This window comes from Aliiglaciecola sp. CAU 1673 (assembly GCF_029223185.1).
In the GTDB taxonomy this organism is placed as follows: Bacteria; Pseudomonadota; Gammaproteobacteria; order Enterobacterales; family Alteromonadaceae; genus Bowmanella.
Genome location: NZ_JARHUG010000001.1, coordinates 383580 through 400839 on the forward strand (window position 1 = coordinate 383580; position 17260 = coordinate 400839).

The 17260-nt window shown below is 49.5% G+C and carries 19 protein-coding genes; 16 read left to right on the forward strand and 3 right to left on the reverse strand.

From position 1 onward, the window contains the following. Nucleotides 1-119 precede the first annotated feature (119 nt). From P2G88_RS01570 to P2G88_RS01610, 9 genes are all read left to right on the forward strand, one after another. Entirely contained in the window at nucleotides 120-2756 is a 2637-nt protein-coding gene (locus P2G88_RS01570; protein ID WP_275793856.1) for a TonB-dependent receptor, read from the forward strand. A gap of 179 nt (nucleotides 2757-2935) precedes the next feature. Further along, nucleotides 2936-3706, forward strand: coding sequence for a DUF3450 domain-containing protein (locus P2G88_RS01575; protein ID WP_275793857.1), 771 nt, complete (start codon nucleotides 2936-2938; stop codon nucleotides 3704-3706). A gap of 13 nt (nucleotides 3707-3719) precedes the next feature. Further along, nucleotides 3720-5081 (forward strand): MotA/TolQ/ExbB proton channel family protein, encoded by a 1362-nt coding sequence (locus P2G88_RS01580; protein ID WP_275793858.1) that lies wholly within the window; start codon nucleotides 3720-3722, stop codon nucleotides 5079-5081. Nucleotides 5082-5185: 104 nt separating this feature from the next. Further along, nucleotides 5186-5707 (forward strand): MotA/TolQ/ExbB proton channel family protein, encoded by a 522-nt coding sequence (locus P2G88_RS01585; RefSeq protein ID WP_275793859.1) that lies wholly within the window; start codon nucleotides 5186-5188, stop codon nucleotides 5705-5707. A gap of 36 nt (nucleotides 5708-5743) precedes the next feature. Then, nucleotides 5744-6148: a biopolymer transporter ExbD gene (locus P2G88_RS01590; protein ID WP_275793860.1), complete on the forward strand. Its 405-nt coding sequence runs from the start codon at nucleotides 5744-5746 to the stop codon at nucleotides 6146-6148. 6 nt (nucleotides 6149-6154) lie between these two features. Beyond that, nucleotides 6155-6766 (forward strand): energy transducer TonB, encoded by a 612-nt coding sequence (locus tag P2G88_RS01595; protein ID WP_275793861.1) that lies wholly within the window; start codon nucleotides 6155-6157, stop codon nucleotides 6764-6766. A gap of 10 nt (nucleotides 6767-6776) precedes the next feature. Next, nucleotides 6777-8084, forward strand: coding sequence for a tetratricopeptide repeat protein (locus tag P2G88_RS01600; RefSeq protein ID WP_275793862.1), 1308 nt, complete (start codon nucleotides 6777-6779; stop codon nucleotides 8082-8084). A 120-nt stretch (nucleotides 8085-8204) separates the two neighbouring features. Next, the gene (locus P2G88_RS01605) at nucleotides 8205-8657 is read left to right on the forward strand and encodes a DUF4442 domain-containing protein (RefSeq protein ID WP_275793863.1); all 453 of its coding nucleotides are present in this window, start codon (nucleotides 8205-8207) and stop codon (nucleotides 8655-8657) included. 81 nt (nucleotides 8658-8738) lie between these two features. Then, entirely contained in the window at nucleotides 8739-9536 is a 798-nt protein-coding gene (locus tag P2G88_RS01610) for a transporter substrate-binding domain-containing protein (protein WP_275793864.1), read from the forward strand. On the opposite strand, the gene P2G88_RS01615 is transcribed toward P2G88_RS01610, so the two are convergent. Continuing rightward, a complete protein-coding gene (locus P2G88_RS01615; protein WP_275793865.1) occupies nucleotides 9533-9955 on the reverse strand; it encodes a CBS domain-containing protein in 423 nt (140 codons plus the stop codon). The two genes, P2G88_RS01610 and P2G88_RS01615, sit on opposite strands and share 4 nt — an antisense overlap. 208 nt (nucleotides 9956-10163) lie before the next feature. On the opposite strand from P2G88_RS01615, the gene P2G88_RS01620 reads away from it, so the two are divergent. The 3 genes from P2G88_RS01620 (at nucleotide 10164) to P2G88_RS01630 (ending at nucleotide 11383) form a co-directional block, all read left to right on the forward strand. After that, nucleotides 10164-10658 (forward strand): hypothetical protein, encoded by a 495-nt coding sequence (locus tag P2G88_RS01620; protein ID WP_275793866.1) that lies wholly within the window; start codon nucleotides 10164-10166, stop codon nucleotides 10656-10658. A gap of 78 nt (nucleotides 10659-10736) precedes the next feature. Beyond that, nucleotides 10737-11096: a hypothetical protein gene (locus P2G88_RS01625; RefSeq protein ID WP_275793867.1), complete on the forward strand. Its 360-nt coding sequence runs from the start codon at nucleotides 10737-10739 to the stop codon at nucleotides 11094-11096. Between the two features lie 11 nt (nucleotides 11097-11107). After that, a complete protein-coding gene (locus P2G88_RS01630) occupies nucleotides 11108-11383 on the forward strand; it encodes a hypothetical protein (RefSeq protein ID WP_275793868.1) in 276 nt (91 codons plus the stop codon). Between the two features lie 129 nt (nucleotides 11384-11512). Here the strand turns inward: P2G88_RS01630 and P2G88_RS01635 are convergent, their stop codons facing one another. Beyond that, complete coding sequence (locus tag P2G88_RS01635; RefSeq protein ID WP_275793869.1) at nucleotides 11513-11935, reverse strand: CBS domain-containing protein; 423 nt, start codon at nucleotides 11933-11935, stop codon at nucleotides 11513-11515. Between the two features lie 120 nt (nucleotides 11936-12055). Here P2G88_RS01635 and P2G88_RS01640 point away from each other — a divergent pair, with 120 nt between their 5' ends. Together P2G88_RS01640 and P2G88_RS01645 are read left to right on the forward strand one after the other, a co-directional pair. Further along, nucleotides 12056-12655: a 2-hydroxychromene-2-carboxylate isomerase gene (locus P2G88_RS01640; protein ID WP_275793870.1), complete on the forward strand. Its 600-nt coding sequence runs from the start codon at nucleotides 12056-12058 to the stop codon at nucleotides 12653-12655. Next, nucleotides 12652-13044 (forward strand): DUF2784 domain-containing protein, encoded by a 393-nt coding sequence (locus P2G88_RS01645; RefSeq protein ID WP_275793871.1) that lies wholly within the window; start codon nucleotides 12652-12654, stop codon nucleotides 13042-13044. The genes P2G88_RS01640 and P2G88_RS01645 overlap by 4 nt, the downstream gene beginning before the upstream one ends. Before the next feature lie 5 nt (nucleotides 13045-13049). Here P2G88_RS01645 and P2G88_RS01650 read toward each other — a convergent pair whose 3' ends face one another. Beyond that, the gene (locus P2G88_RS01650) at nucleotides 13050-14093 is read right to left on the reverse strand and encodes an alpha/beta hydrolase (RefSeq protein WP_275793872.1); all 1044 of its coding nucleotides are present in this window, start codon (nucleotides 14091-14093) and stop codon (nucleotides 13050-13052) included. Nucleotides 14094-14324: 231 nt separating this feature from the next. Between P2G88_RS01650 and P2G88_RS01655 the strand changes: the two genes are divergently transcribed. Together P2G88_RS01655 and P2G88_RS01660 are read left to right on the forward strand one after the other, a co-directional pair. Continuing rightward, nucleotides 14325-15131 carry a hypothetical protein gene (locus P2G88_RS01655; protein ID WP_275793873.1) on the forward strand — a complete coding sequence of 269 codons (807 nt, stop codon included), beginning with the start codon at nucleotides 14325-14327 and terminating at the stop codon, nucleotides 15129-15131. A 183-nt stretch (nucleotides 15132-15314) separates the two neighbouring features. Further along, on the forward strand, nucleotides 15315-17258 hold the full coding sequence (locus tag P2G88_RS01660; RefSeq protein ID WP_275793874.1) for a methyl-accepting chemotaxis protein: 1944 nt from the start codon (nucleotides 15315-15317) through the stop codon (nucleotides 17256-17258). The last annotated feature ends 2 nt before the right edge of the window (nucleotides 17259-17260 follow it).

The window sequence follows — 17260 nt, forward strand, 5'->3', positions numbered from 1 at the left end:
AAAATTCGCCAAATTTGGTGACCTAACAGAGACACTCATGCTAAAAGCCAAGCGCTTTTAGCCTTGCACCCAGAGCGAAGCTTAAGGTGCAGAGCACAAACAAGAGGTAAGAGATTATCATGCGTGCCAACAGGTTTCCCTTAGCGAGTCTGACAGCCGCAGTGCTTGCCGCCATCTCCGCCCAAGGCGCGGTGGCGCAAGAGACTGAAGATCAAATGATTGAAGAAGTAGTGGCCACGGGTACCCGTTTAAAGGGCACCGCCACTGCCGTGTTGCAAGAAAGAAAAGAACAGGCCTTTGTGGCCGACATCATGGGTGCAGAGCAAATTTCGCGTACCGGTGATGGTGACGCCGCTGCGGCGCTTCGCCGTATTACCGGTTTGACCCTGGTAGACGGCAAGTTTATCTATGTGCGTGGTTTGGGTGAACGATACTCCAGTACCCAGTTAAACGGTATGACCGTACCCAGTCCGGACCCGACGCGCTCGGTTATTCCATTAGACTTGTTCCCCTCTGATATCATCGAGAGCCTGTCCGTTCAGAAATCCTTCTCACCTTCCATGCCCGCCTCCTTTGGTGGTGGTAACGTGGATATTCGCCTGAAGACCATCCCTTCTGAGAGGTTGTTTAACATCAGCGGTAAGCTGGGGACTAACAGCGATAACTGGGATGATGCCTTTTGGTACAATGGCGGCAGTAGCTGGGATGGTAAAGATGATGGCACCCGCGCAGCGCCTGACGCTTTGCAGTCGCTGTGGGATCAGCGTACTTTCCTGGATGACATCACGGTTGAGCAAAACCGTCAGGTTGCCCTTGATCTGAATCGTGACTATGACCCGGTCCTTGAATCTGTTGATCCAGACTATGGTTTCGACGTGGCCTTTGGCGACAGCACCGATATCGATGATTTTCGTGTCGGTTACTTAGGCACAGTCGGTTATGACAACGGCTGGGAAGTCAGTGATCAATACCTGGGAGAAGACTTCCGTCGTGATCCGGACGGCACCTATACCTTGGTGCGTGGTTGGGATGATGTAGAGTCTACCGAGCACTCTGTGAAATGGTCAGGTATGTTCAGTGTGGGTGTGGATTACAACCGTAACCACAAAGTGGACTTCACCACTGTCATTCTCAACGATACCAAAGACGAACTGCGCGAGAAGTTGGGCAATAACAACAACATCAACTTCGGCTCTGATCAGCGCATTCGTGAATATGATGTTTCTTATGAAGAGCGCCGTATGGTGGCCAACCAGATTAAGGGCATGCATACCTTGGTTGACTACCATTTCCTTGGTTTTGATTGGTACTACTCCAAGTCTCGTTCCAGCCGCTATGCACCCGGCAATATGCAGGCTCGTTTTATCCTGAGTGACAGAAACGAAGATGGCATCTTTGACAAGGTTGCAGAAAGCTCGCTGAATAACGCTACCACCGCCGCTCGTTACAACTTCCAGGACTTGGATGATGAGGTCGAAAACTACGGTTGGAACCTCAATCTTCCGCTCGGTGTTGGCAAGTGGGAAATCGAACTGAAAACCGGTGCCGATTTTATTCAGAAAAACCGCACTGCGACTAACCGCCGTTTCGATATCAACACTCGTGCCCTGACCGATTCCAGCTTGCTGACCGGTTCAGAGCTTAATGATGTGTTATCTGATAGCGTGATTGGCAGCACACCATTGCGTTTCTCTTTGCTGAATGACACAACCATCGCCGGTGACGATTATTTGTCTGCACAGATGGTCGATGCCTATTACTTCGAAGGGGACTTCTTCTTCGATAATAAATGGCGTATCAGCGGCGGTTTGCGTTGGGAAGACTTCCGTCAGGCCGTAGTGCCGTTGGTTCCCCAGGATGGCACCATCGATTTGCCTTCTGATGCCACAGCAGATGACCTTGCTGACCTGGCCTTCCAGGAAGATGCCCTTTACCCCGCGTTAGCCCTAACCTATGTGATGGACCAGGAGATGCAGGTACGTTTAAGCTACGGCGAGACTGTGGTGCGTCCAGACTTGCGTGAAGTGTCCCGTTCGACCTATCTGGATCCACTGACGCTGTTCCCTGTAGGTGGTACCCCAGGGTTGGAAACCACTGACGTGAAGAACTATGACCTGCGTTGGGAATGGTATGTGGACAACGGTGACAACCTGTCGGTTGGCCTGTTCTATAAAGACATGACCAATCCGATTGAATCGGTGCAGTCACCTGCTCAGGATGGTCCGCCGCTGGTTCGTATTGCCAACGCCGAAACTGGTGAAGTCTACGGTGTGGAAGTGGAGTTTCTGAAAGAGCTGGGCTTTATCGGTGACTTCGGCCGTAACTTCTTCGTATCCGGTAACGTGACCTTGTCTGACTCTGAAATTCAGTTGGATACTCAGCGGATTGTTGAACAGACCGGTGTTTCTGCGGCAATTACCAATACCACCCGTCGTCTGACCGGACACTCAGAGTACGTTGTTAACATGCAGTTGGGTTATGACTCAGATAATGGTAACCACAGTGCGTCCTTAGTGTATAACGTATTTGGTGAGCGTATCATCATCCCTGGCATCGAAGGCCGTGATGATTCTTACGAGCAACCTTTCCACTCACTGGATTTGGTTTACACCTACTATCCGGATTTCAATTCGAACCTGAAGTTCCGTATTGAAAATATCCTCGATGAGAAGAAAGAAATCTCTTTTGAAGACACCTTGATTCGCTCGGAGACCCGCGGAATCGGTTTCAGTGTCAGCTATAAGTATGAGTTCTGAAGATATTTCTTAAAAAGCTTCTATATTACAAAGGGCTGCGTTCGCAGCCCTTCGCTTTTCATAATAATCTGCGGCCAGTCACTTATCTGTAATAAAACCGTCACAGATTCCGCCTATCCTGTGCCCGAATTCTAAGATCAGTATCCCGCTGGTCTTTTTTTTAACTAGGGTTTGACAGTATGACGCTTTCGAAACTACTTCCGCTGGCGTTTCTCGCCACTACCATGGCAGTAGCCAATCCAGCACTGGCGCAAGAAGACAAGTATCTTGAACCTGCCGTGAAAGCCGCGACTCAGATCAATGAATCTGCCGCCGGCTCTCAGGAAAAGATCGACAAGATGACCGATCAGATTGACAACAAGCTGCAGCGTTTTAAAACCATCAACAAAGAAATTGATGGCCTGCTGGTATACAACAGCCAGTTGCAAAAGCAGATCGACAACCAAATGAAAGAGATGGAAGAGCTGCGCGCTGCTATTGATGAAGTGAGCGTTGTTGAGCGTCAAATCACGCCCTTGATGCTACGTATGATTGAGGGTCTTGAGCAGTTTGTGGCGCTGGATGTGCCTTTCCTGCCAGAAGAGCGCAGCAAGCGTCTGGCTGACCTCAAGTCGATGATGGACAGAGCCGATGTGGCTGTGTCAGAGAAGTTCCGTCGCGTGATGGAAGCCTATCAGGTGGAAATGGACTACGGTCGCACCCTGGAAGCATACAGTGGCCTGCACACCATCGATGGCCAGGAGCGCGATGTAGAGTTCCTGCGCGTTGGCCGCACTGCATTGATTTATCAGACCCGCGATGCCGGTATGCAAGGTATTTGGAACAAGCAAACCCGTCAGTGGGAAGAGCTGGATTCCAGCTACCGCACTCAGGTGACCAAAGGTCTGCGTATGGCCAAGAAACAATTGGCCCCTGATCTGCTGTCCCTGCCTGTAGCCATCACCGACTAAGAGAAGCATGACAATGAAAAACGTTATTAAGTTAATCACTGGTGCCCTAATGGCTTCTTTGGTGAGCACAGCGGTGCTGGCCCAGGACAAAGCTCTGGATCTGGATGCGCTGCTGAAGCAACTGGAAGAAGGCAAGATTGCCCAGAGCAAAGACAATCAAGCCCGTGAGCGAGAGTTTGCTGCCAAAGTGGCTGAGCAAGACCAGATGCTGCGTGAAGTGGCAGCTCGTCGCGACCAGCAACTGAAAAACAGCGAAACCCTGGAGCGGGGTTTCCAGGAAAATGAATTTAAACTGGCCGATCTGAACGAAGCCTTGAACACCCGTCTGGGTTCACTCAAAGAGCTGTTTGGTGTGCTGCAGCAAGTGGCCGGCGACACCAAAGGCAAGTTCCAGAACTCTGTTATCTCTGCCCAGATCCCCGGTCGCGCTGCCTTCTTGGATGAGTTGGCACAGTCTATGGGCTCAAGCTCTAAGCTGGCCTCTATTGAAGAAATAGAGCGCGTATGGTTTGAAATCCAGCGCGAGATGACCGAATCCGGCAAAGTCACCAAGTTTAATACCGATGTGGTGGAAGCCTCTGGTAACAAAGTGGCTAAAGAAGTGGTGCGTGTGGGCTCTTTCGCTCTGGTATCAGACGGTAAGTATCTTGATATGAACCCTGCCACCGGCACCGTTGCTGAATTGTTGCGCCAACCCGCTTCGCGTTATGGTGAAAGCGCTGGTGAACTGCAAGCCTCCAATGGTGAACTGGTTGAATTCGGTCTTGATCCGACAGGCGGTTCAATTCTGGGTCTGCTGGTACAAGCCCCTAACCTGCAAGAGCGCATCGAGCAGGGTGGTCTGGTCGGTTATATCATCCTTGCTGTGGGTGCCATCGGTTTGTTGTTGGCACTGGAGCGTCTGATCAGCCTGACGCTGATCAAAACCAAAGTGGACAAGCAGCTGAAGTCCAAGCAAATCAATACCAATAACCCGCTGGGCCGCGTACTGAAAGTGCGTGAAGACTTCCCCCAAGTGGATACTGAAACCCTTGAACTGAAGTTAACCGAAGCCATTTTGGGCGAAGTTCCAAAGCTTGGTCGTAACCTGACCATTATCAAGATTATCTCTGTGGTGGCGCCGCTGATGGGTCTTCTGGGTACCGTTACCGGTATGATCAATACCTTCCAGGCCATCACCCTGTTTGGTACCGGTGACCCCAAATTGATGGCGGGTGGTATCTCTACCGCGTTGGTTACCACGGTATTGGGTCTGGTTGTCGCCATCCCCATGACCTTGCTGTACGCCATGCTGAACACTCGTAGTAAGAACATCGTGTTCATCCTTCAAGAACAAGCTTCTGGTGTTATCGCCGAGCGCGCTGAGCGCAGCTGATAACGGCGGCGGGCAGACTCTGCCCGCCTGACGCTGACTGAGGTCGGCCCAGAGTAGGTTTAAGTGCGTGGCGCTGCCACGCCGTAAGAGGAGCGACTAACAACATGTTTGTCGAGTTTTTTGAAGCGATACGTGATTTCACCGAAACCGGTGGCCAGGTACTGCTGGTAATCGGTCTGCTGATCTTTGTGATGTGGCTGCTGATCCTGGAGCGCGCGCTGTTCTACAGCGTCTGGTACAAAGGGCTCAAAAAGGATGCCGTTGCCCGCTGGAATGCCAGACAAGACAGAGCGTCCTGGGCGGCAGAACAAATTCGCCAGGCCATGATTTCCAGACTGACCATTAAGCTTAATGGCAGTATTCCGGTTATTCAGGCACTGGTTGCTTTGTGTCCGCTGCTGGGTCTGATGGGCACAGTAACCGGCATGATTGAAGTGTTCGATGTGATGGCCATTTCCGGTTCGGGCAATGCCCGCTCCATGGCGTCCGGTGTGTCTAAAGCCACTATTCCGACAATGGCGGGCATGGTGGGTGCACTGTCCGGTGTGTTTGCCTCAACCTGGCTGACGCGCATGAGCAAGCGAGAGAAAACGCATTTAGAAGACGCCATGGCATTGGATCATTAAGGCAGGGCCTGTGCCCGCTTTTGCAGAGAGAATTTTATGAAACAGCATTTTCAGAACCTGGTAGACGAAGAAGAAGCCACTATCGACCTGACGCCCATGCTGGACGTGGTCTTTATTATGTTGATCTTCTTTATCGTAACCGCCTCTTTCGTTAAAGAAGCCGGTATCGATGTAAACCGCCCTGAGGCCGCTACCGCGGTGAAAAAAGATCGCGCCAATATCCTGGTGGCTATCAGTGACAAGAATGAAATTTGGATCAACAAGCGCCGTGTTGATGAGCGTGCCATTCAAGCCAACATCGAGCGTCTGTATGCGGAAAACCCGCAGGGTAGCGTGGTGATCCAGGCCGATAAGAAAGCCACTACTGAGACCTTGATCAAAGTCATGGATGCGTCGCGCGCCGCTGGTGTGTTTGACGTATCCATCGCCGCACAAGAGTAAGAAACAATGCCAAGACTTCTGATAGCACTGATATTGGCCGCCGCGGTAACGCTGGGACTCTTCTATTTGATGCAGTCCCTGATCCAAAGCGGTGGCAGTGCCCTGACGGAGCCGCCGGTGGGCAGTGTGCTGGACTTTGTGCGGGTGAAAGAAGACGAACAGGTTCAGCAAAAAGATCGCAAACCCAAAAAGCCACCAAAGCCGGAGGAGCCGCCTCCGCCCATGGAGCAGCCGCAGATGGACAGCCCCACCCCGAATGCTGAAGGTGGTGCAGGGATGGATTTCAGTGCCGATGTGGGCGGTGATATGGCCTTAAGCGGCGGGTTGGCTCTTGAAGGCGGTGACGGTGAATATTTGCCTATCGTTAAAGTGGCGCCGGTGTACCCCCGTAGGGCCTTGCAGCGCGGTATTGAAGGTTATGTGATAGTCGAGTTCACCGTGACTAAGCAAGGCTCTGTGCGCGATCCCATTGTGGTAGAGGCCAATCCAGAAGGGTTGTTTGAACAAGCGGCTATCGATGCCGCTCTGAAGTTCAAATACAAACCTCGCGTGGTAAACGGCGAAGCCATGGAAGTGTCCGGCATTCAGAACCGCATTACTTTCCAGATTGATGGTTAAGGTGAGAGGCATGTATAAGCAGACATTAAGTAAACTGGCGTTGGCAGTGATATTGGCTGCCGGCACCTATACTGCCCCGGTCGCCTTGCTTGATGGCAAGGCCTATGCCCAGGAACAGCAAGAACAGAAAACGCGTCGTGTGCCTACTTTGCGTGGCAAGGTTTATGAGCAGTTGGCTCGCGCTCAAGCATTAGCTGATGAAGATAAGGTCAGCGAAGCTATTGCTGTGCTGGATGAGGTCAAGTCCAAAGACCACTCCATGAACAGCTATGAATTAGCCATGATGTATAACTTCTATGGCTTTATTCATTACAACGCCGAGCAATATGACAAGGCCATTCAGGCTTTTGAGGATGTAGTAAAACAGCAGCCTATTCCGGAAGCGTTCGAGATGAGCACGCTGTTCAGCCTTGCGCAGTTGCATATGATGCAGGGTAACTACGATAAGACTCTGGCGTTTTTGGAGCGCTGGGAAAAGCTGAATCAGGGCGATATCCCAGCCAAGAACTATCTGCTTAAAGCCCAGGCTATGTATCAGAACAAGGACTACACCAGAGCCCTTGGTTTTATCAATGAGGCGATTGCCTTGGTTGAAAAAGAGGACAAGGTACCCGAGGAAAACTGGTTTATTTTGCAACGCGCCATTTATTACGAGTTGAAACAGCCAGAGAAGGTCAAGGATGTGCTGGCTAAGCTGATCAAGCACTACAACGACGGTAAATACTGGGTGCAGTTAGGTGGCATGTACGGCGAGCTGGGACAGGAAAAGAAACAGTTAGCCATACTGGAGTCTGCCTATCAGCAGGGCTATATCACCAGCGGTTCAGATGTCTTCAACCTGGCGCAGCTTTACTACTACCATCAGGTGCCGGTTAAAGGTGCACGCCTGATGGAACAGGCCATGAAGGAAGGTGTGCTGGAGCGTAATCTGCGTAACCTGAAGTTCCTGGCCAGCTGCTGGTCTTTAGCTAAAGAGAATGACAAGGCCGTACCTGTCATGATCGCTGCAGCCGAAATGAGCGAAGACGGTGAATTAGATGCGCAGCTGGGACAGATGTACCTGAATATGGAAAAGTACGATCAGGCCATCGCAGCTTCTCAGAAAGCCCTCGAAAAAGGTCAGTTACGTAACCCCGGATTGTCTCATCTGGTGTTGGGTATGGCTTACTTCAATAAGAAGCGCTTCAACGATGCCCTGAATGAACTGGCCAAGGCCGAGAAGTTCGACGCCGCCAAGCGTATGGCTCAGCAATGGAGCAAATACGTGGAAACGGAAAAAGTCAGCCACGAGCGCTTACAGGCAGAACTCTCTTCTTAATCTCAGTATGTTGGAATTACAAAGCCACCTTCGGGTGGCTTTGTTGTTTTTGATGGGGCCTGGATGACAGGTCAGACCAGATCTGGCAGACTGCTGCAAAATCGTGAACAGAGAGCGCAAATGAAAGCCCGTTGGTTCAAGCTGATGATGAACTGTTACCCACCTTTTATCGGTGCCGGTATAAAGGTGGCAAAGATAGAAGACAGCTATCGCTACCTGCGTGTAGAGATGCCGCTACGCTGGTACAACCGCAATTATGTGGGCACCCATTACGGCGGTAATCTGTCCAGTATGACCGATCCCTTTTATATGCTGATGTTGCTGCAGAATCTGGGCAAGGATTATATCGTCTGGGATCAGGCCGGCACCATCGAATACTGCTTGCCTGGCCGGGGGAGGGTGAGTGCCGACTTTGAGATTAGTGACGATTTGCTTTCTGAAATCAAATCGGCCACCGCCAGCGGCGAAAAACTTCTGAAAGTCCTGCCGGTCAATATTCATAATGAGCAAGGAGAGGTTGTCGCCAAAGTCACCCGCACCTTATACATCCGCCTGAGAAAGAAAAAGCGTTAGCCTGGAAACAAGCAATCTGTCATTGAACCGCTACCATTAAAGAAGACGCCCAGCGAATGGTTTTAATGATAGGTTTTTTGCATGTTTAAAAGACGGTGTGCATACGCTTGGTATTTTATCTTTGGGCTTTGTGCCGGCTCATATCAGGTGACAGCGGCAGAGCCGCTAAGTATTGGTCTGGGGGACGTGGATTATGGTCCTTTCTACTACAGTCGCAACGACAGGACCACCGGAATTTCTATCGAAATAGTGGAGCAGGTGCTTGCAAGCATTGAGCAACCCTATGTAATCAAGCGCCGGGCCTGGACGAGGTTATTGAGCGAACTGGAGGCGGGCCAGGTGGATTTGGTGACCGTGATCTACGAAAACCAGGAACGCTTACCTAAATTCCAATATGTGCACCCGGCGTATTTACTGGACATGATTTCTCTTCTCTGCGCCAGCCCTTGTCCTATCAACTATCAGGGCAAATTGGAGAGTGTTGCACCTCATTATATCGGTGTGGTGCGAAACTACTCGTATGGTCAGGTCATCGACGGCAATTATTCTTTTCAGCGCCAGGAAATAGAGAACGAAAAGTTATTATTTAAGCTGATGCAACTGGGAAAATTAGAGTTGGCGTTGGCGGCTAAGAGCCGGCATCGCTGGTTTTCCCGATCTTATGGTCCAAGTAAGCAGATTGAGGCACTGGCCGATGTTGAGCCTATCCCTGTTTATTTTGCTTTCAGCCCTTTAGTGGATAAAGCGCTGGTGGACAAATTTACGGCTGCATTAGAGCCGTATCTGCATAGCGACAGCTATCAGTCCCTGCTAAAAAAATATCAGATGCAATCATTCTCCATCACTCACTCCCCGACTCAGGAGCAAAACGGGAATTAACCTTGTTTGAGCAGCTTGATGGACAGCTTGACGAAGTCAGAGCTGGTAATAATCCCTTTTAATTTGTCTTCTTTGTCCACCACCGGCAGACAGCCGTGTTTGTGGGACAGGAAATATTCAGCCACTTCCAGAAGCGCTTGCTCTTCATTACGCCTGTCACAGTCCACAACGGCCACATCCATAATTGGAACCCGGCTCTCTTGTTCATCCAATTCGGCCTGTCCATACAGGTTGGCCAGCTTCATCACGCGGGACACCAGCGCTTTTTGTGTGACTACGCCAACAAATTTGCCACTGTTGGCATCGAGCACCGGAATATGACGAATGCCAAACTCACGACTCATTTTATGGGCATCCTGCAAGGTTGCCTGGTTGGTGAGTGTATGTAACTTGGTGGTCATAATATCTTTAACAAGCATCTTTGGCTCCAATGGTTCGATGACTTCCACAGTTAATGCAGAACAAAAAATGAGCGGCACGTATTGACAAAGAATTTTTGCATGGTTATTTTTAACCTCAATCGGTTATTTTAGCTTGAAAGTGAAGCGTCAAGGAATGCTTGCTTTTGGAAGTGTTTATAGCTGATGAAATACGTGTTTTTTGTTCACCAATAGTAAATGGAGGTACATGGTGATTCGCAAGATCTTTTTTATTTCCTTTCTTTTACATTCTGTTAGTTCCTTCGCCGATATCCTCTCCCCTGAAGAGCTTAGAGATGAGTTCGGCAACTACCCGAATTTTCATCTGTATGAAAAGTTAAATAAGGAAATTGATATTGGTGACTATACCTTTTGTGAATTTGATAGGGGGGATGATCTTTGTTTGCTTGGTCTGCAAAGAGAAAAGTATGCTGTAGATATAAAAAATCCCGATGCAATGGAAATAGTTTGGAAAGAGAATGAAAAGGGGGAACTGGTACCTGACAGACTTAAAAGTCTGAGTAAAGTCGAACATGAACTGCTGAGTCACTTTGGCCTGCTGGTTAGTCAGAAGATTTTGCAGTTTAATATTGGGAGAGTAGAGGGAAATTATGTAACTGAATCATTTTCATCCATTCAACCAAATGGATGTGGTACTCCAGAAAGTTGGACGCATGCCTATATTCCTGATGCCCCTTTTTAACCTGCATGCAATAATCACGATATTTGTTACACATCATTTAGAAATAAGTCTTATTGTGATGCTGATTTTTTATTTCAGATGAGAAGTATTTCCAATAAAGTGGCAGGGGAAATATATCAGGATTTTCTAATTCCCTATGAAATTGCGTTCGGCACGTTGATGTCAATGGCATATGTTTATCATGAGTTTGTTGTATCTAATGAATTGGCCCTGTTAGCATATTGCGGTAATAAGGGATGGAATTGCATGGCGCTAAGAGGGGAGCTAAATGTTGTAAATGCAAGTGGGTCTGCTGTAACTGGTTCTGGAGATGGTGGTACAGGATCTATATTTCCACCTGATTTATATGAAAGAGGTTTTTGTTTTATGCCAATTTATTACAAAACCTGTGCTTACGGCACATGTATTCCAGATGTTCTATACCTTCCCTGTCCTTAAGGAGAAAGGTCATGCCTCATTGGTTCGTTGCGCTAGCAAGTGTGTTGTTTTCTCTATTTTTGCTTAAGGTTAAAAGCCTGCCCATAAGGATCACCTTGTTGTTTTTGGTGCCTCCGACACTGCTGTCGGCGATTTTTTTTACTCAAGCTCCTACTGAAGGAATAAATGACGCTCCAATGATTGAGGTTGGAATCATTTTTGCGTCGCTTTTTTCTATAACAATTTGTTTGTTAACTTTGTTAGTGGCTAAGCTTGTCAGCCTTTTGAAAAGTAAATTCAGAGGTTGACGCTTCAATAAGGTACTCTCAAGATTGCCTTCCCGGCCCCGGCCGGGTAGGGGCATGCGTTAAGACTGGCGACGAATTTTCAGGCTGGATTGTCACCACACGGCCGGTGGCGCGAAACTGCTGAAAACCTTAACTCTGACTGAGTAATTTTATCGACAGCTTAACAAAGTCAGAGCTGGTAATAATCCCTTTTAGTTTGTCTTCTTTGTCCACCACCGGCAAACAACCATGCTTATGAGATAGAAAATATTCAGCCACTTCCAGAAGCGGTTGGTCTTCGCTGCGTTTGTCACAATCGACTACCGCTACTTCCATGATAGGCACCCGTTTTTCCTGCTCATCCAGCTCGGACTGCCCATATAGATTGGCCAATTTCATCACGCGGGACACCAGCGCCTTTTGGGTGACCACACCCACGAATTTACCACTTTTGGCATCCAGCACCGGAATATGACGAATGCCAAACTCACGACTCATTTTATGGGCATCCTGCAAGGTTGCCTGGTTGGTGAGTGTATGTAACTTGGTGGTCATTATATCTTTAACAAGCATCTTCGGCTCCAATGTATCTGGCTGACTGCTTCTTCACAGTCTGTACTAAGCGCGGTCTGTACTAGAATAGCCAGAGCAAGCACATTTCGCCTTGTCTTAGATCAAGCCACAAGAGGTGTCATGCAGACCATCGATTTTTGGTTCGACTTTGCCAGTCCTTACAGTTATCTGGCGGCAATGCGGGTAGAAAAACTGGCCACAGAGGCCGGCGTTTCCCTTCGTTGGCGTGCGTTTTTGTTGGGGGCCATTTTCAAGTCTCATGGACTGGATAACACGCCTATGCTCAAACATCCTCACAAAGCCAACTATATGTGGCGCGATATGCAGCGGCTATGTGCGGACATAGAGCTTGTCTGGCAGCAACCTAGTGAATTTCCGCGTAATGGTCTGATTGCTGCACGCATTGCTTGCTGGTACGAACAGGCATCCTGGCTGCCTGAGTTTGTGCGCCAAGTATATTGCGCCAACTTTCAGCAGGATAAGGATATTGCGGATACCACGGTATTGGCTCATCTGCTGATAGGGTTGGGATTAGATCCCCAGCAAATACTGACCAATGCCCAATCACAAGATGCCAAGGATAAGTTGCGTCAGTCCACTGAGGAGGCCATGCAAAGCGGCGTTTTCGGCGCGCCTTTTTTTATCGCCGCTGAAGAGCCTTTTTGGGGGCAGGACAGACTTGAGCACGCAGTGGCTTGGTGTCAAGCAAGACGAAGATGACTGACACCGCATACCTTATCGCCGCTGATTTGCTGTTGATGTTACATGTGCTGGTAGTCCTATTTGTGGTGTTAGGCCAACTGCTGATCATGTTTGGCGCATGGCGCGGCTGGCAGTGGGTTCGGCATGGTGGTTTTCGCTTCTTTCATTTGTTGGCCATTCTGGTGGTGGCCTTGCAGGCCTGGCTGGGACGTTTATGTCCGTTGACAGTTTGGGAGATGGCACTCAGGGAAAAAGCGGGGGAAGTATCTTATGGGGGCAGTTTTATTGCCTACTGGCTGGGGCAGCTTATTTACTACCAGGCACCGTCCTGGGTATTCACCCTGATATACAGTTTGTTTGCCCTCTTGGTATTATTAAGCTGGTTTTATGTAAAACCGAAGCGCTAACTCTGTTAGCTCGCGGGTTGTCCCGACAACGTTTGATGTCGCCTTGCCTGAACGTCCTGACCTCTGATTTCTTCGAGCATTATCTTTATACTCTCACTGGTGTTGTGGGCGTGGGCCTCTCGCATCAGTATGGAAAAGTGATCGGCTGCGTCTAGACGAATATGTTTTCCTTGCTTTGACATTTTTGAAAGTTCTTCGTGCAGACTATTTACCTGCTCTGAAAATCCGACTGATTCTCTTGGATCAGCCGAAGCACTCAATACTGTCAGTGGCATGCTACCAAAGTTCATAAAGCGGCTGGCTTCTGCCATCGTGGTTTGCCAGTTACTTATCTCCTGAACAGAGCGATCAATATGAGTGGAGGAGGAGGCAAACAGGCGGGCCACCCGGTAATCCACCTCTGGAAGATCCTTGGCTTTATCTCCTAGATAATTGGTCAATCTTAACAATCCGGTGGGAGCGAGTAAGCTACTGATTTCCAGCAACTCATAAAACTGCACATACTTTTCACGGATATCCGCAGAAAAACGCTCCATTTGCTGGGGATGAGCAGGATCTACCAGGATCAGCCCGGCAACCTCGTCCGGATAATGGCCGGCAAAGATCTGCATCAGTGGGCCCCCCATGGAGTGTCCAACCAGCAGATAGGGACCTTGTTCGTCAGCCGCATCGAGCAGGGATTTCAGATGCTTCACCAAGGAGAGCCCATCTGCCGGCAGGTCAGAAGATTGACTCCAGCCCATACCCGGACGGTCGTAGGAGCAAACTCTGGCGGTGTCACTCAAGGAAGATTGCACCCAAGCCCAGGTTTGGGCGAAACCAGTAGCACCGGCTTCGAGCAGGACAGTGGGGTGGCCCTGACCTGTGCAAAAGAGATGGTTTTTAACACCATCGACCTGGACAAACTTGCCCGGCGCGGAAACCTGCATGCGGTCTACCATCTGGCCAATTTGCTGATAGATAACGCCACAAAGAAGCAGCCCAATGCAAAGCTGGGCGGCAATCATAAAACCGTGATAACGGGATTTGCTTGGAGATTGTGATGACATGAATACAGCACCTTCTCTTAATATCAGTTGCGCTCCTGTTGTTGTTATTGTTGTTGCGCCTGTTAACCAGTATGGCCACAAATTGCGATCGTGGCGTACAAAAAACGAAATCTGTATATACAAATATTATACGCCGCTGGCATATTCACCGCATAATTCGTGCCGTATGCAGAAATACTGGATGAGATAGCTGTCAGCCTGTTCTGTTTATACCCAATTTTGTGTCATTATATGCAGCAGTTTGTCACCCTGAGAATTGCGATGCCCACCGATAAGTTCGAGCACGAGATCCCTAACCTCGTCCTGGAAAAAGATGATCTTCATTCCCACCGCCGAGACCGTACAGTGGGTAAACCCTCGTCAAGTAAGCCAGATGCTACACCAGAGCCCGTAGTGCAGGTGAAATCAGGCGGTGGAACGTTTTTGGGTGTGATTGCTTTGCTGGTGGCGCTTGGCGCTTGCGGCGGCGGGTATTGGTTGTTCCAGCAAGGTGAATTGGCCCGTCAGGATCTGAGCAAAGCCAACAACAGAATTAGCGAACTTGAGCGTATGCTCTCTGCCACCGATGCAGAAATGGGCCAATCCACCGTGGCCTTGCAGGCCAAGGTAGGACAACTGTCGGAAAAAACCGAAGAGTTGTGGACGCAAATGGACAAGCTTTGGGCTTCTGCCTGGCGTCGGAATCAGGAAGAGATCCAGCAATTGGGAACGCAACTCAAGTCATCCGGCGATCAGACCAATAAGAAGTTCACTGTGCTTGAATCGGATCTGGCCTTAGGCAATGCTAATTTGGAAGCGGTTAAAGAGCGTCTGGAAAGCCAGCAGCAGACTGACAGCGAGTTGTCTAAAGCAATACAAACCTTAGACAAAACAGGGGCCGAGCGTGCCAAGGCGATGGCCGCGTTGCAAAAACGTCTGGATAATCTGGCATTGGACAATCAGGCATTGGCCAGGCGTATAGCGGAATTAGAGAAAGCTGGCCGGGCGGTTCCAAGTGTCGGTCAGGCGCCTTCAGTGGGCGGTATGCCTTCCAACTAAGGTTACACTTTGCGCTAAGAGGCGGACATTGTCCGCCTTTTTTGTTTCTGTGATTGCCTCTTTTCGCATCGACGCTTTCCAATATCATTAAGGATTCTCTGTCGGCCGCTGTAAAAAAAATTCTGCATGCCTGGAATTCCTTGTCTAGCCTTAGAATTGAATGCAGTCACACTCCTTAACACAATGATAAGCCTAAAAAATTTACAGCTTAAAACACTGCTGACCGGGGCTATGGTGCTGGCGCTGGTGCTAACCACCCTGATCGGATCCTTAATTAATATCAGCCAGTTTTCCTCGATGTTTTACGAGGTCACAGAAAGCGAGCATCTGACCAATGTGGTGGCTCGCGCTAAGTCACAAATCCGAGCTGAATTGCAGACGCCGATAACCTTGTCTAAAAGCATTGCCAATAACCACTATTTGCAAAAATGGGTAACAGAGGGGGAACCTCAGGCCCAGTTGCCCGAATTGCTGGCGTATTTCTCGCGGTTTATTAAAGACTACAACGCTAAAGCTGTTTTCTTTATCTCCAACAAAAGTTTTGGCTATTACAATCAGGACGGTTTGTTTAAGACCTTGTCCCCCGATGCGTCAAGGGATGCTTGGTTCTTCGATCTGATGCGCCAGAAAAAAGAGCTGGATCTGGCTTTGGATGTCAGTGAGGCCACTGGGCAGTTAACCGTTTTTGTTAATGCACTGGCTCGCTCACCTTCGGGGGATATCCTCGGTATTGGCGGCATGGGCCTGGACGTGTCGGCCATTGTTAAGTTAGTGGAAACCTACCGGGTCGGAGAGTCGGGTTATATGTTCCTGCTAAACGGTCAGGGGAATATTACCGCGCATAAAGACAAGTCTCTGCTTGGAAAAGCACTGAAGGACACCGCAAACTACGAAAGTATTGCCGCACAGATTGCCGGTAGCTCCGGTGACTTCAACCTGATTCATGCCGATATTGACGAAGAGCAAGCCTATATTGCGGTTACCGACCTGGATGAGGTAGGTTGGAAACTGGTGACGGTGCTTCCCAAAGCCGAAATCACCGACAAGGTTAATGGCGTGATCAGCTTGTCACTTTGGTCGAGTCTGTTAATCGCACTTGCCTTTATTGCCTTGTCGGTTTTTATTGCCCGCAAGGTCAGTGGCACCATCACTGCGGTGGGTAACAACTTATTGGATATGTCCAAATCTGGCGGTGACCTGACGCAAAGGTTGGATGACAATGCCAACAATGAATTGGGTTATCTGGCCACTGGCTTCAATGCCATTATGGCCAGATTTGCCGATGTAGTCAGGGAAATACAGGCGGCAGAGCAAGCTATTCGGCAAAGCGTGTCTTCGGTGCGCAACAAATCCAGCGCCTCTGTGGATTTAGCCAAGAGTCAGCATCATCAGACAGAAGAAGTGGCCACCGCCATTACACAGATGGGACAAACCATTGGCGAGATGTCCGCTGTCGCTCACGATACCGCTCAGGAAACCACCGAGGCGGTAAAGGAAGTGCATCAGACCAATGACCTGATGATGCAAGTCGCTGAAACCATGAATCAACTGGCGGTGTCCATGGGGCAAACCGAAGGCGAGATCACCAGTCTGGCCGGGCAAGCCGAAGCCATTAACTCGGTGGTGGATGTGATAAACGGGATTTCCGAGCAGACCAATTTACTGGCCTTAAATGCCGCCATTGAAGCCGCCAGGGCCGGAGAAATGGGCCGGGGATTCGCGGTGGTGGCCGATGAAGTCAGAACCCTGGCCAGCCGAACGCAGACCTCCACCTCGGAAATTCGTGGGCAAATTGAAGCTCTGCAAAAGTCCGCTCTGGGCTGTTTGCAGGCCATTAAAGCCGGTGCGCAAAACAGCAAGGAGCTGGCAGAGCGGGCGCAACAGGCTACCGGTGCTTTAAATACCATTCGCAGTAAATTCGATCGCATCAGCGATGGCAACCATCAGGTTGCTACTGCAACAGAGGAGCAAAGTACAGTGGTGGATCATATCAATGAATCTGCGCAGGCCATTGCCGATATGTCTGCCAGTATCCATGCCAATGCCGAGAATCAGATTCAGGAAGTGGATGCGCTGTTAAGCAAAGCCAAGCAGATGGGTGAACTTGTTCGTCAATTTAAGGTGTAACT

What these genes read in the sequence shown, in the direction of transcription:
- P2G88_RS01570 (WP_275793856.1), top strand. Translation starts at nt 120, where the DNA reads ATGCGTGCCAACAGGTTTCCCTTAGCGAGTCTGACAGCCGCAGTGCTT.
- P2G88_RS01575 (WP_275793857.1), top strand. Translation starts at nt 2,936, where the DNA reads ATGACGCTTTCGAAACTACTTCCGCTGGCGTTTCTCGCCACTACCATG.
- P2G88_RS01580 (WP_275793858.1), top strand. Translation starts at nt 3,720, where the DNA reads ATGAAAAACGTTATTAAGTTAATCACTGGTGCCCTAATGGCTTCTTTG.
- P2G88_RS01585 (WP_275793859.1), top strand. Translation starts at nt 5,186, where the DNA reads ATGTTTGTCGAGTTTTTTGAAGCGATACGTGATTTCACCGAAACCGGT.
- P2G88_RS01590 (WP_275793860.1), top strand. Translation starts at nt 5,744, where the DNA reads ATGAAACAGCATTTTCAGAACCTGGTAGACGAAGAAGAAGCCACTATC.
- P2G88_RS01595 (WP_275793861.1), top strand. Translation starts at nt 6,155, where the DNA reads ATGCCAAGACTTCTGATAGCACTGATATTGGCCGCCGCGGTAACGCTG.
- P2G88_RS01600 (WP_275793862.1), top strand. Translation starts at nt 6,777, where the DNA reads ATGTATAAGCAGACATTAAGTAAACTGGCGTTGGCAGTGATATTGGCT.
- P2G88_RS01605 (WP_275793863.1), top strand. Translation starts at nt 8,205, where the DNA reads ATGAAAGCCCGTTGGTTCAAGCTGATGATGAACTGTTACCCACCTTTT.
- P2G88_RS01610 (WP_275793864.1), top strand. Translation starts at nt 8,739, where the DNA reads ATGTTTAAAAGACGGTGTGCATACGCTTGGTATTTTATCTTTGGGCTT.
- P2G88_RS01615 (WP_275793865.1), bottom strand. Translation starts at nt 9,955, where the DNA reads ATGCTTGTTAAAGATATTATGACCACCAAGTTACATACACTCACCAAC.
- P2G88_RS01620 (WP_275793866.1), top strand. Translation starts at nt 10,164, where the DNA reads ATGGTGATTCGCAAGATCTTTTTTATTTCCTTTCTTTTACATTCTGTT.
- P2G88_RS01625 (WP_275793867.1), top strand. Translation starts at nt 10,737, where the DNA reads ATGAGAAGTATTTCCAATAAAGTGGCAGGGGAAATATATCAGGATTTT.
- P2G88_RS01630 (WP_275793868.1), top strand. Translation starts at nt 11,108, where the DNA reads ATGCCTCATTGGTTCGTTGCGCTAGCAAGTGTGTTGTTTTCTCTATTT.
- P2G88_RS01635 (WP_275793869.1), bottom strand. Translation starts at nt 11,935, where the DNA reads ATGCTTGTTAAAGATATAATGACCACCAAGTTACATACACTCACCAAC.
- P2G88_RS01640 (WP_275793870.1), top strand. Translation starts at nt 12,056, where the DNA reads ATGCAGACCATCGATTTTTGGTTCGACTTTGCCAGTCCTTACAGTTAT.
- P2G88_RS01645 (WP_275793871.1), top strand. Translation starts at nt 12,652, where the DNA reads ATGACTGACACCGCATACCTTATCGCCGCTGATTTGCTGTTGATGTTA.
- P2G88_RS01650 (WP_275793872.1), bottom strand. Translation starts at nt 14,093, where the DNA reads ATGTCATCACAATCTCCAAGCAAATCCCGTTATCACGGTTTTATGATT.
- P2G88_RS01655 (WP_275793873.1), top strand. Translation starts at nt 14,325, where the DNA reads ATGCAGCAGTTTGTCACCCTGAGAATTGCGATGCCCACCGATAAGTTC.
- P2G88_RS01660 (WP_275793874.1), top strand. Translation starts at nt 15,315, where the DNA reads ATGATAAGCCTAAAAAATTTACAGCTTAAAACACTGCTGACCGGGGCT.